We start from the raw sequence: 20160 nt of genomic DNA on the forward strand, positions 1-20160 counted from the left end.
CCATGGCATGGCTCGGCGGCTTCCGCCGGCTCCACCGTCGGTACGAACGCAAGGGCGAACACTTCGCCGCCTTCGCCAGCATCGCCGCAGCACTCATCTGTCACCGCCGACTGTCCAAATGAGATGACTCTTAGTTTGGAGCTGTTTGCTGGCGCGCGCCCGCCGCGGTTTCGCGGGTGGCGGCCCAACTGGCGAGCAGGTGCAGACCCTGTTCGCTGGGAGAGCCGGGTTCGGCGGTGTAGATGGTGAGGGTGAGACCGGGGGCAGCGGCCATGTCCATGCCTTCGTAGGCGAGGGTGAGGTCGCCGATGGCGTGGTGGTGGAAGCGTTTGGTTCCGGTGCCGTGGTGGCGGACGTTGTGGGCGCCCCACCGGGTGCGGAAGTCGTCGCTGCGGGTGGAGAGTTCGCCGACGAGGTCGTGGAGGTCCTTGTCGTGGGGGGCGCGGCCGGCCTCGGTGCGCAGGATGGCGACGCTGATGTCGGCAGCCTGGTCCCAGTCGGGGTAGAAGCGACGGGAAGCGGCGTCGAGGAACTGGTAGCGAGCGAGGTTGTTCTGGTTGCCGGAGGTCTCGTAGACCTCGGCATAGAAGGCGCGGGCGAGTTGGTTGGCAGCGACCAGGTCCATGCGGCCGTTGCGGACGAAGGCGGGGCCGCCGGTGACGGCGTCGAGCATCCACTGCAGGCTGCGGTGCGGCGTCCACTGGCGACTGGTGCGACGGCGGGGGCGGGCGAGTGCGTCGGTGCCGTCGGCGGCCTGGGCCAGGTGCAGGAGATGGGCCCGTTCGGCGTCGTCGAGCTGCAGGGCCCGGGCGAGAGCTTCCAGGACGGCGGGGGAGGCGCCGGCGAGGTTGCCGCGCTCCAGCTTGGCGTAGTACTCCACGCTCACGTCGGCCAGGGCGGCGACCTCGCTGCGGCGCAGGCCCGGCACCCGGCGGCGGGGCCCGGTCGGCATGCCGGCCCGTTCCGGGGTGATGTTCGCGCGCCGCGAGGTGAGGAACTCGCGGACCTCCTGACTGTTGTCCACGCCTTCGACCCTACGGCCCGGCTGCACCCGGAGGGGTGTACCGCCGGTACACCCCTCATCGGTGACTCGCTGCCGTGGACGACAGGAGGTTGTCTGGAAGGCGTGGCGCTCCCCGGCCCGGCTTTCGGAAGGCCTGCGGGGGGTGCCTGACCCGCACTTGGCGGCGACTGACACGCCCGGCCTGGACACCGCTGCCCGGATCACCCTCGGGGCGACGGAACTCGGCCGCACCCGCAACATGCACCGGAGCTACCGCTTCGACGCCACCGGTCTGGCCGGCGAGCTGGCCGTCCACTTCACCAGTGCCTATCAGGAGGCCGCCGAGACCCGGGCACTCACCGGCGCCCGCCCCAACGTCTACCCCGAGCCCTTCCAGTACGTCCGCAAGATGGCCAGCAGCTTCGGCTGGGACTGGGGCCCGACCCTGCCCACCGCCGGAATCTGGCGCCCCGCCCGCCTGGAGCACTGGTCCACCGCCCGCATCGCTCAGGTCCGGCCCCTGGTGACGGTCGCCGAGGGCAACGGCCGCGTCGAACTGCACCTCACCGTCGAGCGCACCGCCACCGGCGCGACCCATCCGCTCACCGTCCGGGCTGCCGTCGCGGGCACGAGTGCCGAAACGGTGCTCGACGGCGACGCCGCCGTACTTGTCCTGGAGGTCCCCGGTCCCGACCTGTGGTGGCCGCGCGGCCGGGGCGAGCAGCCGCTGTACGACCTCGACGTCACCCTCTCCGCCGCCACCGAACCGCTGGACACCTGGCACCGCCGGATCGGCTTCCGCACCGTCGAACTCGACCGCTCCGCCGACGAGGACGGCACCGGCTTCACCCTGGTCGTCAACGGCGAGCGCCTCTTCGTCCGCGGCGTCAACTGGATCCCCGAGGACACCCTGGTCAGCCGCGTCACCCCGGCCCGCTACCGGGAGCGCCTCACCCGTGCCGCCGAGGCCAACATCGACCTCATCCGGGTCTGGGGCGGTGGCATCTACGAGGACCACGCCTTCTACGACGCCTGCGACGAACTCGGCCTGATGGTCTGGCAGGACTTCCTCTTCGCCTGCGCCGCCTACCCCGAGGAGCAGCCGCTGCGCGGCGAGGTCGAGGCCGAGGCCAGGGAGAACGTCGTCCGCCTGATGCCGCACCCGTCGCTGGTGCTGTGGAACGGCAACAACGAGAACCTCTGGGGCTTCCGCGACTGGGGCTGGGAGCCGGAACTCGTCGGCGACTCCTGGGGCGAGGGCTACTACCTCGGCCTGCTGCCCCGGATCGTCGCCGAACTCGACCCCGCCCGTCCGTACACGGCCGGCAGCCCCTGGTCCGGCAGCTGGGACCACCACCCCAATGATCCCGACCACGGCACCCATCACTCCTGGGAGGTCTGGAACCGCCGGGACTACAGCGAGTACCGGGAGAACGTCCCCCGGTTCGTCGCCGAGTTCGGCTGGCAGGCCCCGCCCGCCCTGGCCACCCTCCGCCGAGCCCTTCCCGGGGAGACCCTGGCACCCGACTCACCCGGCATGCTCCACCACCAGAAGGCCGACGACGGCAACGACAAGCTCGACCGCGGCCTCGCCCGCCACTTCCAACCCCCGACGGACTTCGACCGGTGGCACTACCTCACCCAGGTCGTCCAGGCCCGCGCCGTCGCCACCGGCATCGAACACTGGCGCTCCCACTGGCCACGCTGCGCGGGCACGATCGTGTGGCAGCTCAACGACTGCTGGCCGGTCTCCTCCTGGGCCGCCATCGACGGCGACGGCCGTCTCAAGCCGCTCTACCACGAGTTGCGACGACTGTACGCCGACCGCCTGCTCACCCTCCAACCGCCCGGCGTCACCGGCGCGCCCGAAGCCGCCCTCGTCAACCAGGCCGGACAGACCTGGGAAACGGTGCTGCGGCTGCGCCGGCTCGCCGCGGACGGCACCATCACGGCTCAGACCGAACTTCCGGTGCGGACGGACGCCCGTTCGGTGACCCGGCTGGTGGTCCCGCTGGAGCTCCTGCCGGCCGAAAGCTCGACCACCGAACTGCTGGTGGCCGACGCGGACGGGCAGCGGGCCGTCCATCTCGCCGTCGCGGACCGCCACTTCGCCTACCCGAAGCCCGAGTTCGACGTCACCCTCGCACCGGCCGAGGACATCGACGGTGCAGTCGAGGTCACCGTCACCGCTCGCACCCTGGTCCGTGACCTGCTGCTCCAGCCCGACCGGCTCAGCCCCTCGGCGACGGCCGACCGTGGCCTTGCCACCCTGCTGCCCGGCGAGCAGTTGCGCATCCGAGTCACCGGATGCGGCGACGTCAGCGTCGACGACGTCCGGGCAGCGCTGTTCTGCGTCGAACCGGCCTGACCGGTCGGCCCCGGCCAAGCCCCGGTGGGTCTGCCTCAGACGGGCAGGCCCACCGGGTACCGAACACGACATCGCGGCGTCGGGCCGTCAGCCGCGCCCATCCGCCGAGCCGACACCGGCGGAACAGGACCTGGCAGCCTGCGTCGGCCAGCGTTCAACTGCCCTTCACCCGGAACCCCAAGGGGCGCCCACGATCTTTCCCCCGCCCCTGCGAAGATCCGGTCGCCACCACCGGCCGACAGAACACAGCAAACCCGAAGGACGACATGAAGCGTCACGCCACCGTCTCCGCCGTCGTCGCCGTAGCCCTGGGCGCCGGCGTGCTGTCCACCGCGGGTACCGCGTCAGCCCGCGACTGGACCGGTACGCATTACGCCCATCAGGAGCTCTACGGCACGAAGGCCCCCTACGCACCGCAGGAGAAGCCCAACCGCTACCAGGAGCCGCCGCAGGGCTTCAACCCGGTGTTCACCGAGAACGTCGCCCGCCACGGCTCCCGAGCCATGACGAACAGCGACGACGGTGACGCGGTGCTCGCCGTCCTGCGCTCGGCCCAGCAACAGAACGCCCTCACCGGCCTCGGCGCGGAACTCGGTCCGCAGGTGCGATCACTCCTGGACGCCGCGTCCACCCTCGGCTACGGCAACCTCTCCGCACGCGGGGCTGACGAGCACCGCCAGACCGCGCTGCGCATGGAACAGCGACTCCCGTCGCTGTTCCACGCCATCGCAGCCCGGCAGGAGCCCGTCGTAGTGGAGACCTCGGGTGTTGCGCGTGCGGTCGCGAGCGCCAACGCGTTCACGGACGGTCTCACCTCCGGCGATCCCGCGCTGACCGGTCTGATCAAGGCTCCGGTCACCGACAAGGACCTGCTGTACTTCCACAAGCAGCCGCAGAACGCCGACTACCAGGCCTACCTGAAGAGCGACCCGGATCTGGCCGCCGTCCTCGCGCGGATCGAGGACGACCCGCGAACCGCCGAGGCCGCGCGGCACGTCGCGGCGCGCCTGTTCCAGGACGACTTCATCGCGGCGATGTCCGACGAGGAGCAGGTGTCCTTCGCCCGTTCGCTGTACCAGCTCTACAGCGCGGCGCCAGATCTGAGCGTCGAGGCGCCGGGTGTCGACCTCACCGGCTTCCTCGCCCCGCGCGACGCCCAGTGGTTCGCCTACCTGGATGACGCCGAGGAGTTCTACCAGAAGGGCCCCGCCTTCAGCGGCCGCACGATCACGTACAAGATGGCCGGCGTCCTCCTCGACGACCTCCTCGCCCAGGCCGCGGCCAAGGCGGCAGGCACCAGCGACAAGGGCGCGGTGCTCCGGTTCACCCACGCCGAGGAGATCGAGCCGCTCGCCGCCCTCATGGGTCTGCCCGGAAGCACCGAGCCCGCCGAGCCCGGGACGCCCTACTCCTACCGGAACAACCCGTGGCGCGGCGCCGACGTCGCACCGATGGCCGCGAACATCCAGTGGGATCTGTTCGCGAACACGCCCGCGCACGGAGAGCCCGCCACATACCTCGTTCGCATGCTCTACAACGAGAAGGAGACCGCCTTCAAGTACCCCTGCAAGCCCGTCGCCGAGGACAGCCGCTTCTACGACCTCAACGAGCTCAAGCGCTGCCTGCAGCGCAGCTGACCTGTCCGGTCCTTTCCACCACGTCGCACGCCAGCCGCCCGAGGACAATTTCCTGCGTGACGCCCTGCGCATCCCGTCCCGCGAACCGCATCGCGGTCTTGCGGGGCCTCCAGTCGGCAGACGGTGTTCGCCCAAAGGCCGTGAGCCATCTTGTGGTTCATGGCGCTGACCGCGCAGAACACGTGGCTGACCCGGAGCTCTGCTGCGCTCAGCCCTGATGTGAGCCGCTGTGCCAGGCCGCACCGGCAGAGTCCGCGGCGTCGTCCGCTCGGCGATCACCGTGGCCGGCATCGTCGGCGTCTGCTGCAGCAGCTCGCGGATCCGGTCCTCGACCGTGTCCACCGTCCGTGGCCCTCCGTTCACCCGTTGCCGACACGAGGATCGCAACGCGTGCATCTCGCGAGTCCGACGCGACAGCTCGCCGCCGCCAACCTCGGTTGACCTGGGCGGCATGGGCGGCATGGGCGGGATCTTGCACGTACGGCCGCCTCGATGGCAGAGCGGGCACGTTCTCCCCGGTGATCACAGATCATCGCACCTCCGTGATCACCGATTCCTGTACCCGCGTTGCCGCCGGGTCTCCTCGCGCCACCTGTCTGCGAGAGCTCTCAATCGATCTCCTCGGCTGCCAGGAGGAGATCCGCCCGGAGCTTCTTGAAGTGCGGGTTGCGAAGGACTCCGGCGTCGTGGCCCTGGAGGTGGTCGATCATGTCGAGACCGGCAGCCGCCAGTGCCCTCCGGAATTCCCCGGGTGTCGCCCGGATGACTCCGTCCTCGAAGTCGCATGTCATTTCGACAATGCTTCCGGCCTGCGCCAGGAAGATATATCCTTCGCCCTCCGGGAAATAGTACTCGGACTTTCCGGACAGGCGGGCCTCCTCCAGGCAGAGCAGCATGACCCTGGTGAAGTCGAAAAGCGGGACGCCCGGCATCTCGAAGGTGATCCCGTCTCCGTGGATCTCGATGTCACCGAGCGGGCGGTGGTGCGTCAGTTCGGTCAGGCCGGCCTGCTGGGCCGGGGACTTCGATTTCCTGAAAGGATTGCCTTTTGCGGTGATCTTCACCGACACGGTCATTGGCTGCTCTCCTGGGGGTGTATTTCCGCATCGAAGGATCGAAGGAGGGGGTGCGAGGCGGAAGAACTCCGCCTCGCACCCCCTGGGATTTTCTAGAACGGGTAGGCCGTTACCACCTTACCTCTGACGACGACCACTCGGACTCGCTTTTTCTTCGAAACCCTTCCCTTGAGATTCCTCTGCACTCCGACCTGGCGGTCGTACGTCTTCTCGTACGTGTGGCCCGCCCGGCCGAGGGTCGAGCGCGCCCGTGTGCCCGTGCGGATGGTGTCGGCGATGAGTCCGCGGACCTCCTCGCGATCGCCGATGAACTTGCTGCGGAGCTTCTGGGTCGCCTTCGATATGTGCCCGGTGTAGATATGGTTCGCCCAGACCCGTCGCGGGATGGGGCAGCTGGCGTTGTGGACGACGACATTGTTTACGCCGTCGGATACGGCATAGGTGTGGACATCGCCGACGTTGAGGTTGAAGACGAGTTGCGAAGGCAGCTCACCCTCGTCGACCACGGACGTGACGGTCGGACCGCTGCCGTCAGGCGAAAGCAGGCGGTCACCCGGCTTCAAGCCGATGGCGTCGACCCATCCCCGTCCGGAGACCCAGAACGGGTGGTAGGACGTCGCGCGGATGCCCGAGGTGGTGGGTTCCTGATCGGTCTTGATGTCGACCATGTGCTTGGTGGTGTTCGCGACCAGGACACCGAGCACCGGTTGGGCCGTCGTCGTGCCCGACTCCGGGTCGACGGCGGCAACGTAGTCGCCGACGTTCACCTGGGCGATCGGCACCTGGGTGCCGTCGGCCATCAGGACCAGGGTGTCCGGGTCGAAGGAGTTGCAGGTGGCCCTGCTCAGCATCCTGGAGGCGCCGGCCGCCCTACCGGCCTTCGCCGCCACCCTGGTCGTTCTGGCTGCTGCGGCGACGGACTTGACGACCGGGCCGGCCCCGACGGTCTGCGCGACAGCCGTGACGGCCATTTCCGCGGCCTTCTCCCAGTTGCCCGTGGCGGCGTAGGAGACTGCCGAAACGGTCGCTGCGACGGCACCGATGGGTCCGGGGATGTAGGACGCCACCTCGGCGACCTTGGCGACGACCTCGACCGTCTTCTTGAGCCACTTGGGCATGCCCCAGTTGCCGTCGAGGTCGGTGCAGTTGATCGGGTCGCCGGTGCAGTAGTCGTACGGACTGGCGTTGCCACCGGGTACCGGGTCGACCTGGAGGAAGCGTCCGAGGGCCGGGCTGTACAGGCGGGCACCCATGAGGATGTCGCCGTCCAGGGCCTCCGCGGAGCGCTCCTTGCCGCCGAGCCAGCCGTACCGGACGGTCGCCTGGCCGTCCTGCGGGATGCCGAACTCGTCGAAGTCCAGCACCACCGGCTTGGTCAGTGCGGTGTCCGTGGTGACGACCACCGAGCCGAACAGGTTCGCCAACTGGAGCTGGACGTCACCGGTCTTGCTGGTGGTGGCGACCAGGCTGCCGTCCAGGCCCGAGACGTTGCGGGTCAGGGTGCCGAGCGTGGTGTCCTCGACCGTCCACCGGACCTGGTCGGAGTCGTCGCCGTAGTGGTTCAGCTTCGAGGTCGCGTTGGTCCAGGTCCCGTCGGCCTGCTTCTTGCTGGTGGTGAACGCGGTCAGACGGTGGGCGGCGTCGGTGGCCCACTCCTGCTTGGTGTCCCCCTTCTCCTGGGCGGCGACGCGGTCGTTGGCCCAGTAGGTGTTGGTCACGCCGGTGGCCGTCTTCACCGTGCGCCCGAAGGCGTCGTAGGTGAACCCGGCGTCGGTGAGCCGGTCGGCGCCGTCGTAGGTGTGGGTCTCCGCCGTGGCCCCGGCCGTGCTGCACTCGCCGGCCGCCCCCCGCGGGGAGGTCTGCTTGGAGAGGCGGTTGGACCGGGCGTCGAAGGCGTACTGCCGGGTGACGCAGCCGGTGGCGACCGTGGTCTGCTCGGCCTTCACCAGCCGGCCGAGCCGGTCGTACTGGTAGGAGCGGGTGGCGGTGGAGCTGGTGTCCTTGGCCACCTGGCCCTGGGTGGAGATGTCGGTGGTCTGGGCCCAGATCACCGTGTTGTCGGAACTGCGGGTGTAGCTGCGGCTGGTGGCCTCGCCTACCGCGTTGAAGGTGTCCTTGCGGACGATCCCGCCGGGGTAGGTCTGCTCGACGAGCTGGCCGTCCGGACCGTATTTCGCGGTGAACTCGCCCGCGACGCTGTCGTTGACCGAGGTGACCAGCCCGCGCGGCTCCTTGGCACGATCGTACGTATAGGTGGTGGCCCCGGTCGGGTCGCTCACCTTCGCCGGCTTGCCGTACCGGTCGAACTCCGTGGTGGTGGTGGCGCCGTCGGCGTCCGTGTAGGAGATCAGTCGGCCGAGGGAGTCCATGACCCGGGTGAGGGACTTGCCGCCGGCGGTGGTCTTCACCGCCTCGCCGGTTGCCGGGTCGTACTCGACGGTGACCTTGGGCAGTGGTCTGCCCTCGTCCGAGGTGATCTCGGTCGAGAGGACGCGGTCCAGTTCGTTGTAGGCGGTGACGGTCTTGCGGGACTTGCCCGCGTTGGTTTCGGTCGTCTCCTCCGGCGCGTTGAAGGGCGAGTAGCGGGTGATCCGCTTCACGGGGAGGGTGGCGGGCATCCGACTCGTGTCCGCGTCGGTGACCGCACCGCCCGGCGTCGTGACGCACGGGAGGCCCGCCCACTCGGGTCGACCGGAGCAGGCGTTGTCGTCCGGATTGGCACCGGCGGTGTAGAAGACCGACTTGACGGTACCGGCGTCGGTGCCCGTGGAGCCCGGCTTGCGGGACTCCTGCGCCCGGCCCGAGGCGTCGTACTTGACGGTCGCGGTCAGCTTGGCACCGAGGGCGTCGGTGGTGACGGAGGTCGCCTTCCTCAGCTTCCACCCGGGTGTGCCGCCGATCGGCGCGTCGTAGCCGTGCTTGGTGACCCGCATTTCCACGTCGTCGGCGTAGCCGTCGATCCGGGCGCCGTCGGTGGCGGTGGTGACCAGGTGGTAGGCCTGGCCGTCGGGCTTGCCTTCGTCGTAGGTGTTGGTGTTGTGGTCCCGGGCCACGACCGAAGTGCCGGCCGGGAGCGCGGGGTTGACGGTTGTCTTGGTCAGGGCGACGCTGTCGAGGCCCGTGTGGAACCGCTCGCCGCCGCTGGCCGTGTTGGTGTCGACCACGGTGACCTTCAGCTCGTGGTCGCCACGGGTCAGCCTGACCGGCTTGCCGGCCGTGAACGGGGCCACCGCGGCGTTCGCGCTGTAGGTGTCGATCCGCTCGCCGACGTCATTGCCGTCGACCGCGAACTGGACGATGCCGTGGTCGCTGTTCTTGGTCAGCTGGCCGGAGAGGATGTATTCGCCCTCTTCCGGGACGCTGACCCGCATGCTGGCGAAGGCGCCCGCCGCGGTGCCGCGGATGCTCAGCTGGGCGCCCCCGGACCAGGTCAGACCGCAGCAGTCGCTGTCGACCTGGACCTTGGTGTTGGTGCCCAGCTGCGGCAGCTTCTCCGCTTCCGAGGTCACGGTGACCGGGGTGGTCTGGCCCTTGACCTCCTCGGCGAGCGAGGCGCGGTAGGCCGGGCCCAGCGTGTCGAGGACGTCGATGCCGTCGGCCGAGTACGTGGTGCGGGAGTCCAGCAGTCGGGCCCGCGAGGCGGAGTCCTTCGGCAGGTTCAGCTCGGCGGCGAACTTGTCGGCGTCGGGGTGCTTGTCGAGCGCGATCGAGCGGTTGGTCGCCGAGAGGGAGCGCACGACGTGGCCGTAGCGGTCGTACTCGGAGGTGCTGATGTCGCCGTCGGGAGTGACGGACGGAACGGCGGTGTTGACCTCGTTGCCGGAGGCGTTGAGGTAGTGGACACTGGCCGGCTTGTAGCCGTCCGGGCCGGGCTTGGTGGCCGTGGCGGTGTTGACGGCGGGGACGTCCTCCGGGCCGAACACCGCGGTGGCGTCCGTCGGCACGTCGGTCTGCGCCCACTTGAGGGCCTCGTCCCCCGAGAGGTCGTACGGTCCACCCGCGCCGCGGGTCAGCGGCACCTCGTACACGAGGTTGGTCGCGTTCTCGCCGATGACCTGGTCCTTGCTGCCCGGCGCGAGGGTGTTGCGCCGGACCTTCAGCAGACGGCCCGGGTCCTGGTCGGCCGCGGCCTTGCCGTAGTCGAGGTTCCACGGCTGCTCGCCGGCGGCACCGATCCGGGTGACCCGGCCGGCGTCGTCGTAGCCGTACTCGATCTTCAGTGGCGAAGCCAGGCGCGGGTCCCACACCTGCGACAGGCGGCCGCGGTCGTCATACGCGTAGTGCGCGACCTCGACCGGCTCCTGCTTGGAGGTGGCCGGGTTCCACGACCAGACCTTGACGCCCCGGACGCGGTCCAGGTAGTCACCCGGCGCGGCGGCGGAGGCGGTGGTCACCTTGGCGTAGTCGTACTCCATCACCTCGCAGCCGCGCGGCAGCGGGTCGACGGTGCAGCCGTTGGCGTCGTCGACGCCCGGTTCGACGGCCGGGATGACACGCTTGACCAGCGAGCGGCCGTCGGTGGTGTCGTACTGGTAGCGGGTGGTCGACGCGGCGTCGGGCCCCGTCTCGCTGACCACCTGGTAGATGCTGGAGCCGGCCTGGCGGGCGAAGACGGTCCTGGAGCCGTCCAGCTCGCTCAGCTCGTAGGTGGTGCCTGCGGTCTGGACGTCCCAGATCTGATTCGGGCCGGCCCAGCAGACCCAGATCGAGGCGCCCTTGTCGGCGTCCAGGCACTTGCCCGAGTGGCGGTTCATCACCGTGTTGTCGGGGCGGACCTCCCACTGCTGGTTGTCACCGCCGTTGCAGCCCCACAGGGTCAGCGGGGTGGCGTCGTTGACCTGGCCCCACGGGTTGTCCAGGCAGTAGCCCAGCAGCCGCAGGGTGAGGTCGTCGCCGCGGGTCCACTGCTGGTTCGCGGCGCCGGTGCAGGGTGCGGGCTGCAGCCTGGCGCCGTTGCCGGCGGCGCCGTTCGGCACCTCCAGGCACTGGCCTGCGGTGGACAGCACGAGCGCGCCGGACTTGGCCGGGACGGCCTTGAGGCTCATGGCCCCGGCACCGGGCTCGGGGAAGAACGTTCCGTCGTTGCCCTTGGCGAACGTCAGCGAGGTGTCGTCGTTGCCCTTGATCTCGACCAGGTCGGACTGGGGGAAGGACAGCGAGCGGTAGTCGCCGCCGGTTCCGGCGTCGGGGCCGCCGGCCCACTGGGGGCCGAAGGGGGCGACGATCTCCTTCAACGACAGGTCGTCGAAGAAGACCTCCTTACCGCTGCCGGCGGCGTTGCCGTTGTAGAGGCGGAACCAGGCCTCGGTGGCGTCGGCCGGGACGACCATGTCGACGGTCAGCTGCTGCCAGCCGTCGGTGAAGGAGGCCTTCGGCGAGGCGGTCTCGCCGTAGCCGGCCGGGGTGCGGTAGACACCGACCATCCGCAGGCCGCGGTTGGCCAGCGGGTTGTCCAGACCGGTGGCACCGGGGACGTAGATCCAGCCGGTGAGCCGGTAGGTGCGGCCGGGCTTCATGCCCTGGCCCATGGTGTACTCCGGTCCGAGCGCGGCGAAGGAGTCCCAGCCGGAGGCGGTCGGGGTGATCAGCAGCGAGTCGGTGGAGCTGTCGTGGCCGCGCGCCGTGGAACGGGCCAGGTTGGCCTGGCCCGGGGTGAAGCCCGCCGTGTCGGTGCCGATCTGGCGCTGGTTGGCCGTCAGCCGCTCGCCCTGGGGCTGCCAGCCGCGGCCGAGGTCGCGGGAGGAGGTGACGCGCTTGACCGACATGCCGAACTCGTCGGCGTCGGTGACGTCGGTGGAGTAGTCACCGGTGAGCAGGTTGACCGAGCCGGGGCCGATGTTGTCGCTCGCGGCGCCGTCGGCGTTGCGGTCGACCGTCATGGTGTTCCAGACGGTGGTGTAGCCGTTGCCGGAGCCGTCCTCGGGGAACAGCACGGCGCGCACCTGGACGACGCCGCCGACCTGACCGAGGGTGTCCAGCACGTTCCAGTTGGCGTGCGGGCCGAGGTCCGCGAGCCGCGGCTTGTCCTCGGTGACCGGGGTGTTGTCCGCCTTGGTGAGGTTGGTGCGCGGGACGTTGTACTCCGTGGCGCCCGGGCCGCGGCGGTACTGGTAGACCACCCGCTTGAACTGGGTCTGGGCGTCGACCGAGAGCTTGACGCGTTTGGCGCTCTGGGTGCCGTTGACCGGGGAGCTGATGCCGGCCTGGCCGACCCGGAACACGTAGCTCGCGGGCGGGGACAGGTTGCCCGCGCGGTCCTTGGACTGCACCGACAGGACACGGCGGCCCTCGGTGGTCGGCGTGATCGACGCGGTGAGGGCCCCGGTGGCGGCGACCGTCACCGGGGTGCCGCCGTCCAGGGTGTAGACGTAGGCCGCGGTGTCGTCGGTGCCCGGGGCGGGCGAGAAGGTGAACGAGCCCGGCTGGTTGGCCGTGCCGTGCCACAGGTCGTCGGACGGGTAGTCGGCCGAACTCACGAACGGCGTGCCGGGCTTGACGGTGTCGGCGATGATGTTGGTGCCGACCCAGCCGGAGCGGGACTTGCCGTCGTCGAGCATGGCCCAGATCGAGTACTGCACGCCCTCGTCCAGCTTGGCGATGCCGTAGTCGGAGGGACGGACGGTCGCGATCGCGCCGTTCGGGGTGTCCCGGACGATGCTGCCGAGGAAGGTGCCGCCGCGCCACAGGTCCAGGTAGACCTTCAGCGGGTCACCGTCGGGGTCGGCCGCCTGCACCTGGAAGCGCGGGTTCGCGTCCGAGGTGTACCGGGGGTTGCCCTGCTGCGAGGGCAGCACCTCGACGGTCGCCGGCGTGGCCGGGACGGTGTTGTAGGTGATCGAGACGAACGGCGGCCAGTAGCCCTCGGCGGAGCTGAAGCGCTTCCAGGACAGGCTGCTGGACTCGTCGGCCGCCTTGAGGGCGAAGCCGTAGTCGCCGTAGCCGAAGCCGGCGAAGTACCGGATCATCTCGGTGACGTCGGCCTTGGCCCAGAAGCTGCCGTCCGGGGCGTAGCAGTCGTGGTTGTCACCGTCGCCCGCCACGTCGTACGTGTCGTTCGAGGTGGCCCACTTGCGCTCCATGGCGGGCTGGTTGCCCCAGCGGGTCCACCCGGTCGCGCCGCCGGCGTTCCAGACTTCCCACTGCTTCGGGGTGCACGAGGCGGAGTGGTAGTTGGCGAGGTTGAGCGTGGCGCCCAGGATCTGCTTGCCGTTGAACGGGCCGCCCGGGATGGTCAGGAACGACCGGGCCACGACCTTGCCGTCGTAGCTGCCCAGCTTGAGGTCGGTCGACGCGGAGGCGTCGATGTTCTCGTTGGTCTGGACGTAGGTGTCGAAGGTCGTGCCGACGTCCACCACCGGGTCGATGGTGACCGGGAACTTGGTCTTCGGGTCGGCGAGGAACGCCGCGTCCGGGGTGAACACCAGCTCGGTGTCGGCGCCCTGGCCGCGCAGCTCCATCGTGACCGGGCCGCGGTTCAGGTGCTCCTGGGAGGCCTGGTCGACGGCGGCGTCCCACATGACGGGGGCCGGGATCCGGACGACGGTCTTGCCGTTCGGCTTGTCGAGCAGCTGGATCGAACCGTCCTGCTGCGGGGCGGTGGTGAGGCCGGTGGTGTCGAGCGGGATCGTCACGGTGCCGGTCTGGGCGACGGCGGCGCGGTCCTTGACGATCAGGAACTGCTCGAAGCCGGTCCGGGTGGCCTCCAGGACCAGGTCGACGCCCGGACGGGCGTTGACGTAGGTGGCCTTGTTGCCCTCCAGCTTGGGCTTGGGCAGCTTGCCCAGCCAACCGAACGTGACCTGCTGATCGCCGGCGCCGATCTTGACCAGGTCGCGCTCGGCGGGCTTGTCGTCGGCGGGCTTGTCGTCGGCGGGCGTCGGGGCGGTGGCCGGGGCCGCTGCGGCGCGGGCGCCGGCGCGGGAGGCCCGGGTTGGCTCGGCGGAGGCGGAGCCCGACGCGGAAGCCGACGGGGGACCCGACGCGGAGGCCGAACCGGACGCCGACGGGGCAGCCGACGGCGAGGCGGTCGGCGAAGCGGAGCTGCTCGCTGACGGCGTGGCAGGCGTCGTCGGCGCCGCGCTGGGAGGCGCGGTCGGAGCAGCGCCCGGAGCAGCGCTGGCCGCCGCGGCGCTCGGCAGGCTGTCGCCCACGGTCACCCCGGCGTCGCCGCCCTCGAAGACCACTCCGCCCGGGTGCGCCTTCGGCGCGACCTTGCCGTCCGGCGTCTGCACCAGGGTGGTGTCGACGGGCACCCAGGCCTCGCCGACCTTCATCCGGATCGGCCCGGTGGACCGGTCGGAGGTCAGGGTGCCGTCGGGGTTCGCCCACAGGGTGGTGAACTCCGTCCGGGCACCGGTGACTTCGATGCGCCGCTTCTGCAGCCGGGCCGAGAGCAGGGCCGACGCCTCGTCCGGCGCCTCGGTGGCCGGGGCGACCGGGGGTGCGGGTGGTGTGGGCGCGGCGATGGCGGGGGGCGCCGTGAGCGCGTCCACCGCTACGCCGGTCTGCACCAGCAGACCGAGTGTCAGGAGCGCGGCTATTCGCCGCGCCCTGCGCGTGGAGAAGGCCCCGTCCGTGGAACCGGACGAGGCCTGAGACCGTCGTGACATCAAGACTCTCTCAAGAGATTGCCATTGTTGGTAAAGGCGTGTTTAGAGCCGAATGACAATCTCTCACCCCCGGAAGAGGGGCCATGACCAGCCGGGATGAATATTTTGTAACGGATTGCCTCCGCACGGTGTTGATTGGTGACGATTTGCCTGGAAAGTGAGAGATTTTCTGACCTGCCGTCAGGACTTTCGGGGCAGAGCCGCGATTGTTCTTTGCCGGTACTTTTCTCGGGCATTGCACCGGTGGTGGGCACGCGTACCCGCAGGAGGGACGACCGGCCGTCACCACGGCCACGGTGGGGTCACGACGACTGCCGTACTACGGCAGCGGGAAGTACCGGGTGACGGCTGACGCATCAACGGCGAGCAGGCCGTCGAACGGCTGGTTGAGCTGCTGGACGAGCAGCACGGTGAACGTGAGCGCGATCTGTTTGAGCTTGGCGAAATCGGCCGCTGGGGTGGAATCGGTTGATTTCGCCCCAGCGGTGTACGAGTGACGTGGTGGGAGATGTCGCGTCAGGTGGCCGCAGTCGTCGTGGATTCGGCTGTCATGGTCAGGTGGGTGGGGCGGGGGATGGTGGCCAGTGCTTCGCCGACGGTGTGTCCCGGGGTCTGGCGCAGGTGCCAGCGGGAGAGGAGTGTGGCGAGCACGATCTTCATTTCGGTCCAGGCGAAGCCGTCGCCGATGCATTTGGCGTTGCCCGCGCTGAAGGGGATGAAGGCGCCCTTGGGCAGGTGGGCCTTGCGGTCGGGGAGCCAGCGGTCGGGGTCGAAGCGGTCGGGGTCGGTGTAGTGGCGTGGGTCGTGGTGGAGTGCGTGGATGCTGTAGCCGATGTCGGCGCCTTGGGGGACGTGCACGCCGGCCAGGGTGACCGGGGCGGTGGTGCGCCGCATGAGGAACAGGGCGGAGTGGCGTCGGCAGACCTCGTTGAGTACACGGTCGATGAGTTCGAGGCCGGGGAGGGCCTTCACGGTGACGGGCCCGTGGGCGGTTGCGGCGACGGCTTCTGCGCGGCAGCGTTCGGCGATGTCGGGGTGCTGGTCGAGTTCGTGGAAGGTCCAGGCGAGGGTCATGGCGGTGACCTCGGTGCCGGCGATGAGGATGTTGATGAGTTCGTCGCGGATCTCGGTGTCGGTCATCGCCTCGCCGGTATCGGCGTCGCGGGCGTGCAGGAGCATGGAGAGCAGATCGGCGTGGTCGCCGTCGTCGGCACGGTAGGTGCGGACGGCTCCTTCGATGGCGGAGCGCAGTTCACGAGCCGCGGTGTCGAAGCGGCGATTGAACGGCAACGGAAGCCTGCCCACCGTTGCGGGCATGAGGGCGCGGATCACCGCGCCCTGGGCGAAATCGGGCAGGGCGCGTCCGATAGCGGCCCGCACAGTGGCTCCGAGCGGGGTGCGGATCATCGCTTCGGAAACGACGGCGGCCGCCAGATCGCTCATGGCCTTGACGACGTCGACGCTCTGTCCGGGCTGCCAGGACCCGGCCAGCTGCTGGGCGTGGCGCTGCATCATTTCGGCGTAGCCGTCGATGTGCGAGCGGTGGAAGGCGGGCTGGACCAGGCGGCGTTGGCGCTGGTGCCAGGAGCCGCTGGAGACGAGCAGCCCGTTGCCGAACAGGGGACGCAACTGGTCGAAGAAGCGTCCCTTCTCGAAGTGGGCGGCGTCGGTGACCAGGACACGTCGGACGAGTTCGGGCGTGGTGAGGAAGTAGACGGGGACGGTCCCGACGTTGACTCGGACGACGTCTGCGACGCTGGTGAGGGACTCCAGGAATCCCTTGGTGTCACGTAGGAGGGCCAGCGAGTGGCCCAGCAGAGGGAGGTGGCCAGGCGCGCGGGACAAGGTGCCGGCCGGGGCGAGCAGAGCGGAGGTCATGGGATTCTCTCGGTGCTGGGACGGGAGTAACAGTTCGGCGGACGGCCCCATGGGAACGGAGGAACCGCCTTAGGGGACTTCGCCGTCGTCGGGCGCCGGGGTGGTGGCGGGCGCGGTGCTGGCGCGGACGTTGAGAACGCCCAGCAGGCGGGAGATGTTGCGGCCGCGGGCCATGGAGAGAAGGGTGCACACCGCGACGGTCGTGCGCACCTGCCGGCGGTCGCCCGTCGTGGCCAGGCGCATGAACCGGATCAGTACCTCGTTCCCGTCGTGATCCAGTGCGGGGACGGTGGCGGGGTCGGCGCCGCGAGAGAGAGCGAGTGCGCGCTCGGCCCAGCCATCGAAGACCTCGACGAGGTGCCAGTCGACGTCGCGGGCGTCGACGGCCCCGAGGAGGCTGTCGTCGGCCGGCACCCTCCGTGCGGCAAGGGCCTCGGGCACGGTTGGGGCGGTCCGTGGGTCGAAGATCGCGGCCAGCGGGCGCGGTCGGCAGGTGGTGCACAGCTCGGTCTTGCCGTCGAAGGCGCGGTGGTAGGCGTCCCGGCTGGTGAGGTGGGTGCCGTGCGGGGCGGCTTCGGACAGGTCCGCGACGGTGGCACGGTCGACTTGGAGGGCGGCGCCCGCCAGGAGCCGGCCGGGGCTGTAGCGGGGGATGACCAGGGCCCAGATGTACCAGTTCAGGGTTCCCTGCGTACCGGAGGCGGTATCGCCGCCGGTGAGGACGCTGGTGGCGTTGTGGAGCAGGCAGCCGGCGACGGCGTGGTAGGCGTCCTCCCGGTCCAGTCCGAGTTCGTCGAGGCGGCCGATGAGCAGGCGCGAGTGGGTCAGGACGTTGCCGTAGGCGCAGTCGTAGGGGATGTCATACAGGCCGGCGGCCCAGATGCTCAGGCTCATCTGGGTGAGTTCGTCGGGGAAGGGCGCGCGCCCGTGGCGGATGTAGCCGGGGCCGGCGCAGTTGTAGCCGTTGGTCAGCCACCACAGTTCGTGGGGGACGTCGAAGGCGAGGCCGGTATCCCCGTGGTGGGTGCGCAGGCGGTGGACGTATTCCTGGAGGTCGATGTCCATGGCGCCGGTGACGACTTCGACCATGCTCGCCTGCGGTTCGGTGCCGCTGCCGGAGCGGGGAGTCGGGAGGTGGACGTCGTGGGAGTCGAAGCCGTCGCGTACGACCAGGGCGTGGTCGTCGATGCCGCAGATGTACCAGGCCATCGCCTCTCCGTCCGCGGTGCCGTAGGTCATCGCCCAGGAGCCGGTCCAGCCGTAGACGCAGGTGGGGGTGTTCTCGTCGCGCCAGGCGAAGCCCAGTTCGGCGCAGAGGGCGGTCCAGTCGTGCGGCGGGTTGAAGTTGCGGCGCCCGAGGTCCTTGGGCGGTAGCAGGCACAGGGTGTCGGTGGAGTCGGCGGGGTGGGACGGGTGCTGGACGGCGACGTCGATCAGGGCCGCGTCGGCGGGTGCGGGGACGGGGCGCGCGAGCGAGGCGAGGGTGCTGGTGAGGCCGACGAGGAGGTTCATCAGCCAGACGGGCAGCAGGGCGTCGTCGTCGAGGACGTGGGTGTGGGCGGCCCAGTCGGCACAGGCGTCGAGGATCGGGGTGAGGTCGGCATCCGCGAACGGTGCCCGGGCCCGGTCGAGGGCGGCTCGGGACGCCGGGTCGAGCGGTCGGCCGTCACGGGAGTGGCTGTGGTACCACAGCAGCACGCAGGCGGTGCGGATCATCTCGTCCAGCCCGTTGACGTGCGCGTCGAACAGCAGGTCGCTGCGGTAGGTGCAGTGGGCCGCTAAATCCTCGGCGGTGTCCCATGCCTGGTGGAGCGGCTGCGGTTGGGGGCGCAGGGGCAGCCGGCCCCGTTCGTGCGCCAAGGCGATGCTGGAGCGAAGGCAGTTGCCGAAAGACATGGCAGGGGTGGTTGCTAACACGACTCTCCGTGATCCAGAGGTGAAGAGGGGGCATCGGCGATCGGGGGAAGGTGTGCGCAGTGGGCCGAAAGACGTGCGCAACACGGCCCGAGGACGCGTCCGCGTTTGTTCAACGAGTGCCCGGCCGAGGGCACTAGCGCCAGAGGAAGAAGTCCGACCCGTTCCACGAGCGGGCCATGGAGTGCGCACTGGTGGCAGCGGAGGGGTGCACGGGCATCAACGACCGGTCGACCAGAGTGAGAGGTCGACCGGTCGTTGATGGACGATCACGTTGCCAGGGCTGTGAGCGCCGTCCTGGCTGCTGCCGAGGAAGCGGATGCCGTTGCTCCGTCCACCGGAGCCAGGCCCCTTTGGAGTGCCCTGAAGGTCTCGACCAGAGAGCCGATTCGCCCCAGGCTGCCAGTGAGTGACGGTCAGGTCGGACCGAAGTGAATCGGATGCGTTCTCACGATCTATCTGAGGGTCCTAGACGGCCGCCGGCGGCCTGCCGTACAGCCAGTTGCCCGCGGCGTCGGGGTCGTTGCTGGTGAAGTACTCGACGGTGGCCTGCTCCAGCTCCGACTTGTCGATCACACCGTTGCCGTCACGGTCGAGGCGCAGGAAGCTTTCCTCGATCTCCGCACGGGACATCTTCGGGGACTGCGCCAGGATGAAGCCTGCGTACTCGGAAGGCTGGATCACGCCGTCGCCGTTGACGTCGGCGACGCTCATCACGCCGTCCACCAGGGCGCCGGAGACTTCCTCGAAGAACTCCGGCCGGGCGAACAGGCCCCGGATCGCCGTGAGGAAGGACTCCTGGTGGACCCTGCCCTCCTGGTCGGCGTGGGGAAGCTGGACCGTCTTCCAGGCGGAGCGGTAGGCGTCGACCAGTTTCTGCTCCTGGGGCGACCCGGTGGGGTAGTTGAACTCCTTCGCGGCCCGCTGGCCCATCAGGACGTGGTCCTCTTCCGTGAGTGACCCGTCCCCGTCTGCGTCGAGCAGGTTGAAGTAGTGCGTCATCTTCGCGGTGACGAAGTCCGTGGCGGACATAAGGATTCCTCTCCTGGGCCGGCCAGCTTCTTGCACGGCGCTGGCTGCGCCGAATGAACGATCAAGGTCAGCTGCGCGTAGCGGGCATTGAGCCGGATGTCCGACGCAGGCTGTGCAACTTCAGTCCGACGCCGCATAGTCAGACGCGTATTCACGTGGCCGGAAGATCGCCGTATCGGCGAGCCGACTGCCCCCACGCGACGGAAGGTATCCGGCTGGACGCCAGGTGATCTACTTCACCGCCCGTTCGTAAGCGTGTCGCCCGCCGACGTTGACGCCCGGGGTGTCGGCGGACAACCCTCGAAATGATCACCGGGAGACACCCGACTTCGACACTTGGTGGGCACGTAGGTGCCCGTGATCATGGGGTTGAGCCGGGGTTTTGGGCAGGGCGGGGTGACGGGGCGTGTGCCCACGCTCCCGGAGGATGTTTGGCCTGGTCAGCGCGTGATCGCGGGTTCCAGGCCCGTCCGTCTTTGGCGGCATCGGGATGCCGCAGTCCTTGAAGATCTGTGTCTGCAGGTCGGTGGGCTCGGTGCGCTGGCGGAGGCTGCCAGCGGGGCGGGTGAGGGTGACCTGGTGCAGGCGGCCGAGCTCGTTCCGCCCGGGGACACCGGCGCAGCCGCCGGTGTCCCCGGCACGA

Annotated in this window: 8 protein-coding genes and 1 pseudogene; 3 read left to right on the plus strand and 6 right to left on the minus strand. The window is 69.7% G+C overall.

Annotated elements, in window-relative coordinates:
* Positions 1-122 (plus strand): annotated as a pseudogene (locus tag ACZ7BZ_RS30065) (IS5/IS1182 family transposase); the annotation flags it as partial.
* An 8-nt stretch (positions 123-130) separates the two neighbouring features.
* On the opposite strand, the gene ACZ7BZ_RS30070 reads toward ACZ7BZ_RS30065, so the two are convergent.
* Entirely contained in the window at positions 131-1024 is an 894-nt protein-coding gene (locus tag ACZ7BZ_RS30070; RefSeq protein ID WP_470361069.1) for a helix-turn-helix transcriptional regulator, read from the minus strand.
* Between the two features lie 61 nt (positions 1025-1085).
* On the opposite strand from ACZ7BZ_RS30070, the gene ACZ7BZ_RS30075 reads away from it, so the two are divergent.
* Complete coding sequence (locus ACZ7BZ_RS30075; protein ID WP_470361070.1) at positions 1086-3371, plus strand: glycoside hydrolase family 2 protein; 2286 nt, start codon at positions 1086-1088, stop codon at positions 3369-3371.
* A gap of 266 nt (positions 3372-3637) precedes the next feature.
* Positions 3638-5008 (plus strand): histidine-type phosphatase, encoded by a 1371-nt coding sequence (locus ACZ7BZ_RS30080; RefSeq protein WP_470361071.1) that lies wholly within the window; start codon positions 3638-3640, stop codon positions 5006-5008.
* 608 nt (positions 5009-5616) lie between these two features.
* Here the strand turns inward: ACZ7BZ_RS30080 and ACZ7BZ_RS30085 are convergent.
* The 5 genes from ACZ7BZ_RS30085 to ACZ7BZ_RS30105 all read right to left on the minus strand — a co-directional run bounded on the left by ACZ7BZ_RS30085 (position 5617) and on the right by ACZ7BZ_RS30105 (position 19517).
* Entirely contained in the window at positions 5617-6084 is a 468-nt protein-coding gene (locus ACZ7BZ_RS30085; protein WP_470361072.1) for a hypothetical protein, read from the minus strand.
* 92 nt (positions 6085-6176) lie between these two features.
* A complete protein-coding gene (locus ACZ7BZ_RS30090) occupies positions 6177-14594 on the minus strand; it encodes a ricin-type beta-trefoil lectin domain protein (RefSeq protein WP_470361073.1) in 8418 nt (2805 codons plus the stop codon).
* A gap of 615 nt (positions 14595-15209) precedes the next feature.
* Positions 15210-16571, minus strand: coding sequence for a cytochrome P450 (locus tag ACZ7BZ_RS30095; RefSeq protein WP_470361074.1), 1362 nt, complete (start codon positions 16569-16571; stop codon positions 15210-15212).
* A 69-nt stretch (positions 16572-16640) separates the two neighbouring features.
* Positions 16641-18467: a hypothetical protein gene (locus tag ACZ7BZ_RS30100; RefSeq protein ID WP_470361075.1), complete on the minus strand. Its 1827-nt coding sequence runs from the start codon at positions 18465-18467 to the stop codon at positions 16641-16643.
* A 486-nt stretch (positions 18468-18953) separates the two neighbouring features.
* Positions 18954-19517 carry an EF-hand domain-containing protein gene (locus ACZ7BZ_RS30105; RefSeq protein WP_470361076.1) on the minus strand — a complete coding sequence of 188 codons (564 nt, stop codon included), beginning with the start codon at positions 19515-19517 and terminating at the stop codon, positions 18954-18956.
* Between the last annotated feature and the right edge of the window lie 643 nt (positions 19518-20160).

It is taken from the genome of Kitasatospora sp. NPDC036934 (assembly GCF_055608425.1).

Bases quoted from the DNA above. Each gene is read 5' to 3' on its own strand.
- ACZ7BZ_RS30080 (WP_470361071.1), top strand. From the start codon at position 3,638: ATGAAGCGTCACGCCACCGTCTCCGCCGTCGTCGCCGTAGCCCTGGGC.
- ACZ7BZ_RS30085 (WP_470361072.1), bottom strand. From the start codon at position 6,084: ATGACCGTGTCGGTGAAGATCACCGCAAAAGGCAATCCTTTCAGGAAA.
- ACZ7BZ_RS30095 (WP_470361074.1), bottom strand. From the start codon at position 16,571: ATGACCTCCGCTCTGCTCGCCCCGGCCGGCACCTTGTCCCGCGCGCCT.
- ACZ7BZ_RS30100 (WP_470361075.1), bottom strand. From the start codon at position 18,467: ATGTCTTTCGGCAACTGCCTTCGCTCCAGCATCGCCTTGGCGCACGAA.
- ACZ7BZ_RS30105 (WP_470361076.1), bottom strand. From the start codon at position 19,517: ATGTCCGCCACGGACTTCGTCACCGCGAAGATGACGCACTACTTCAAC.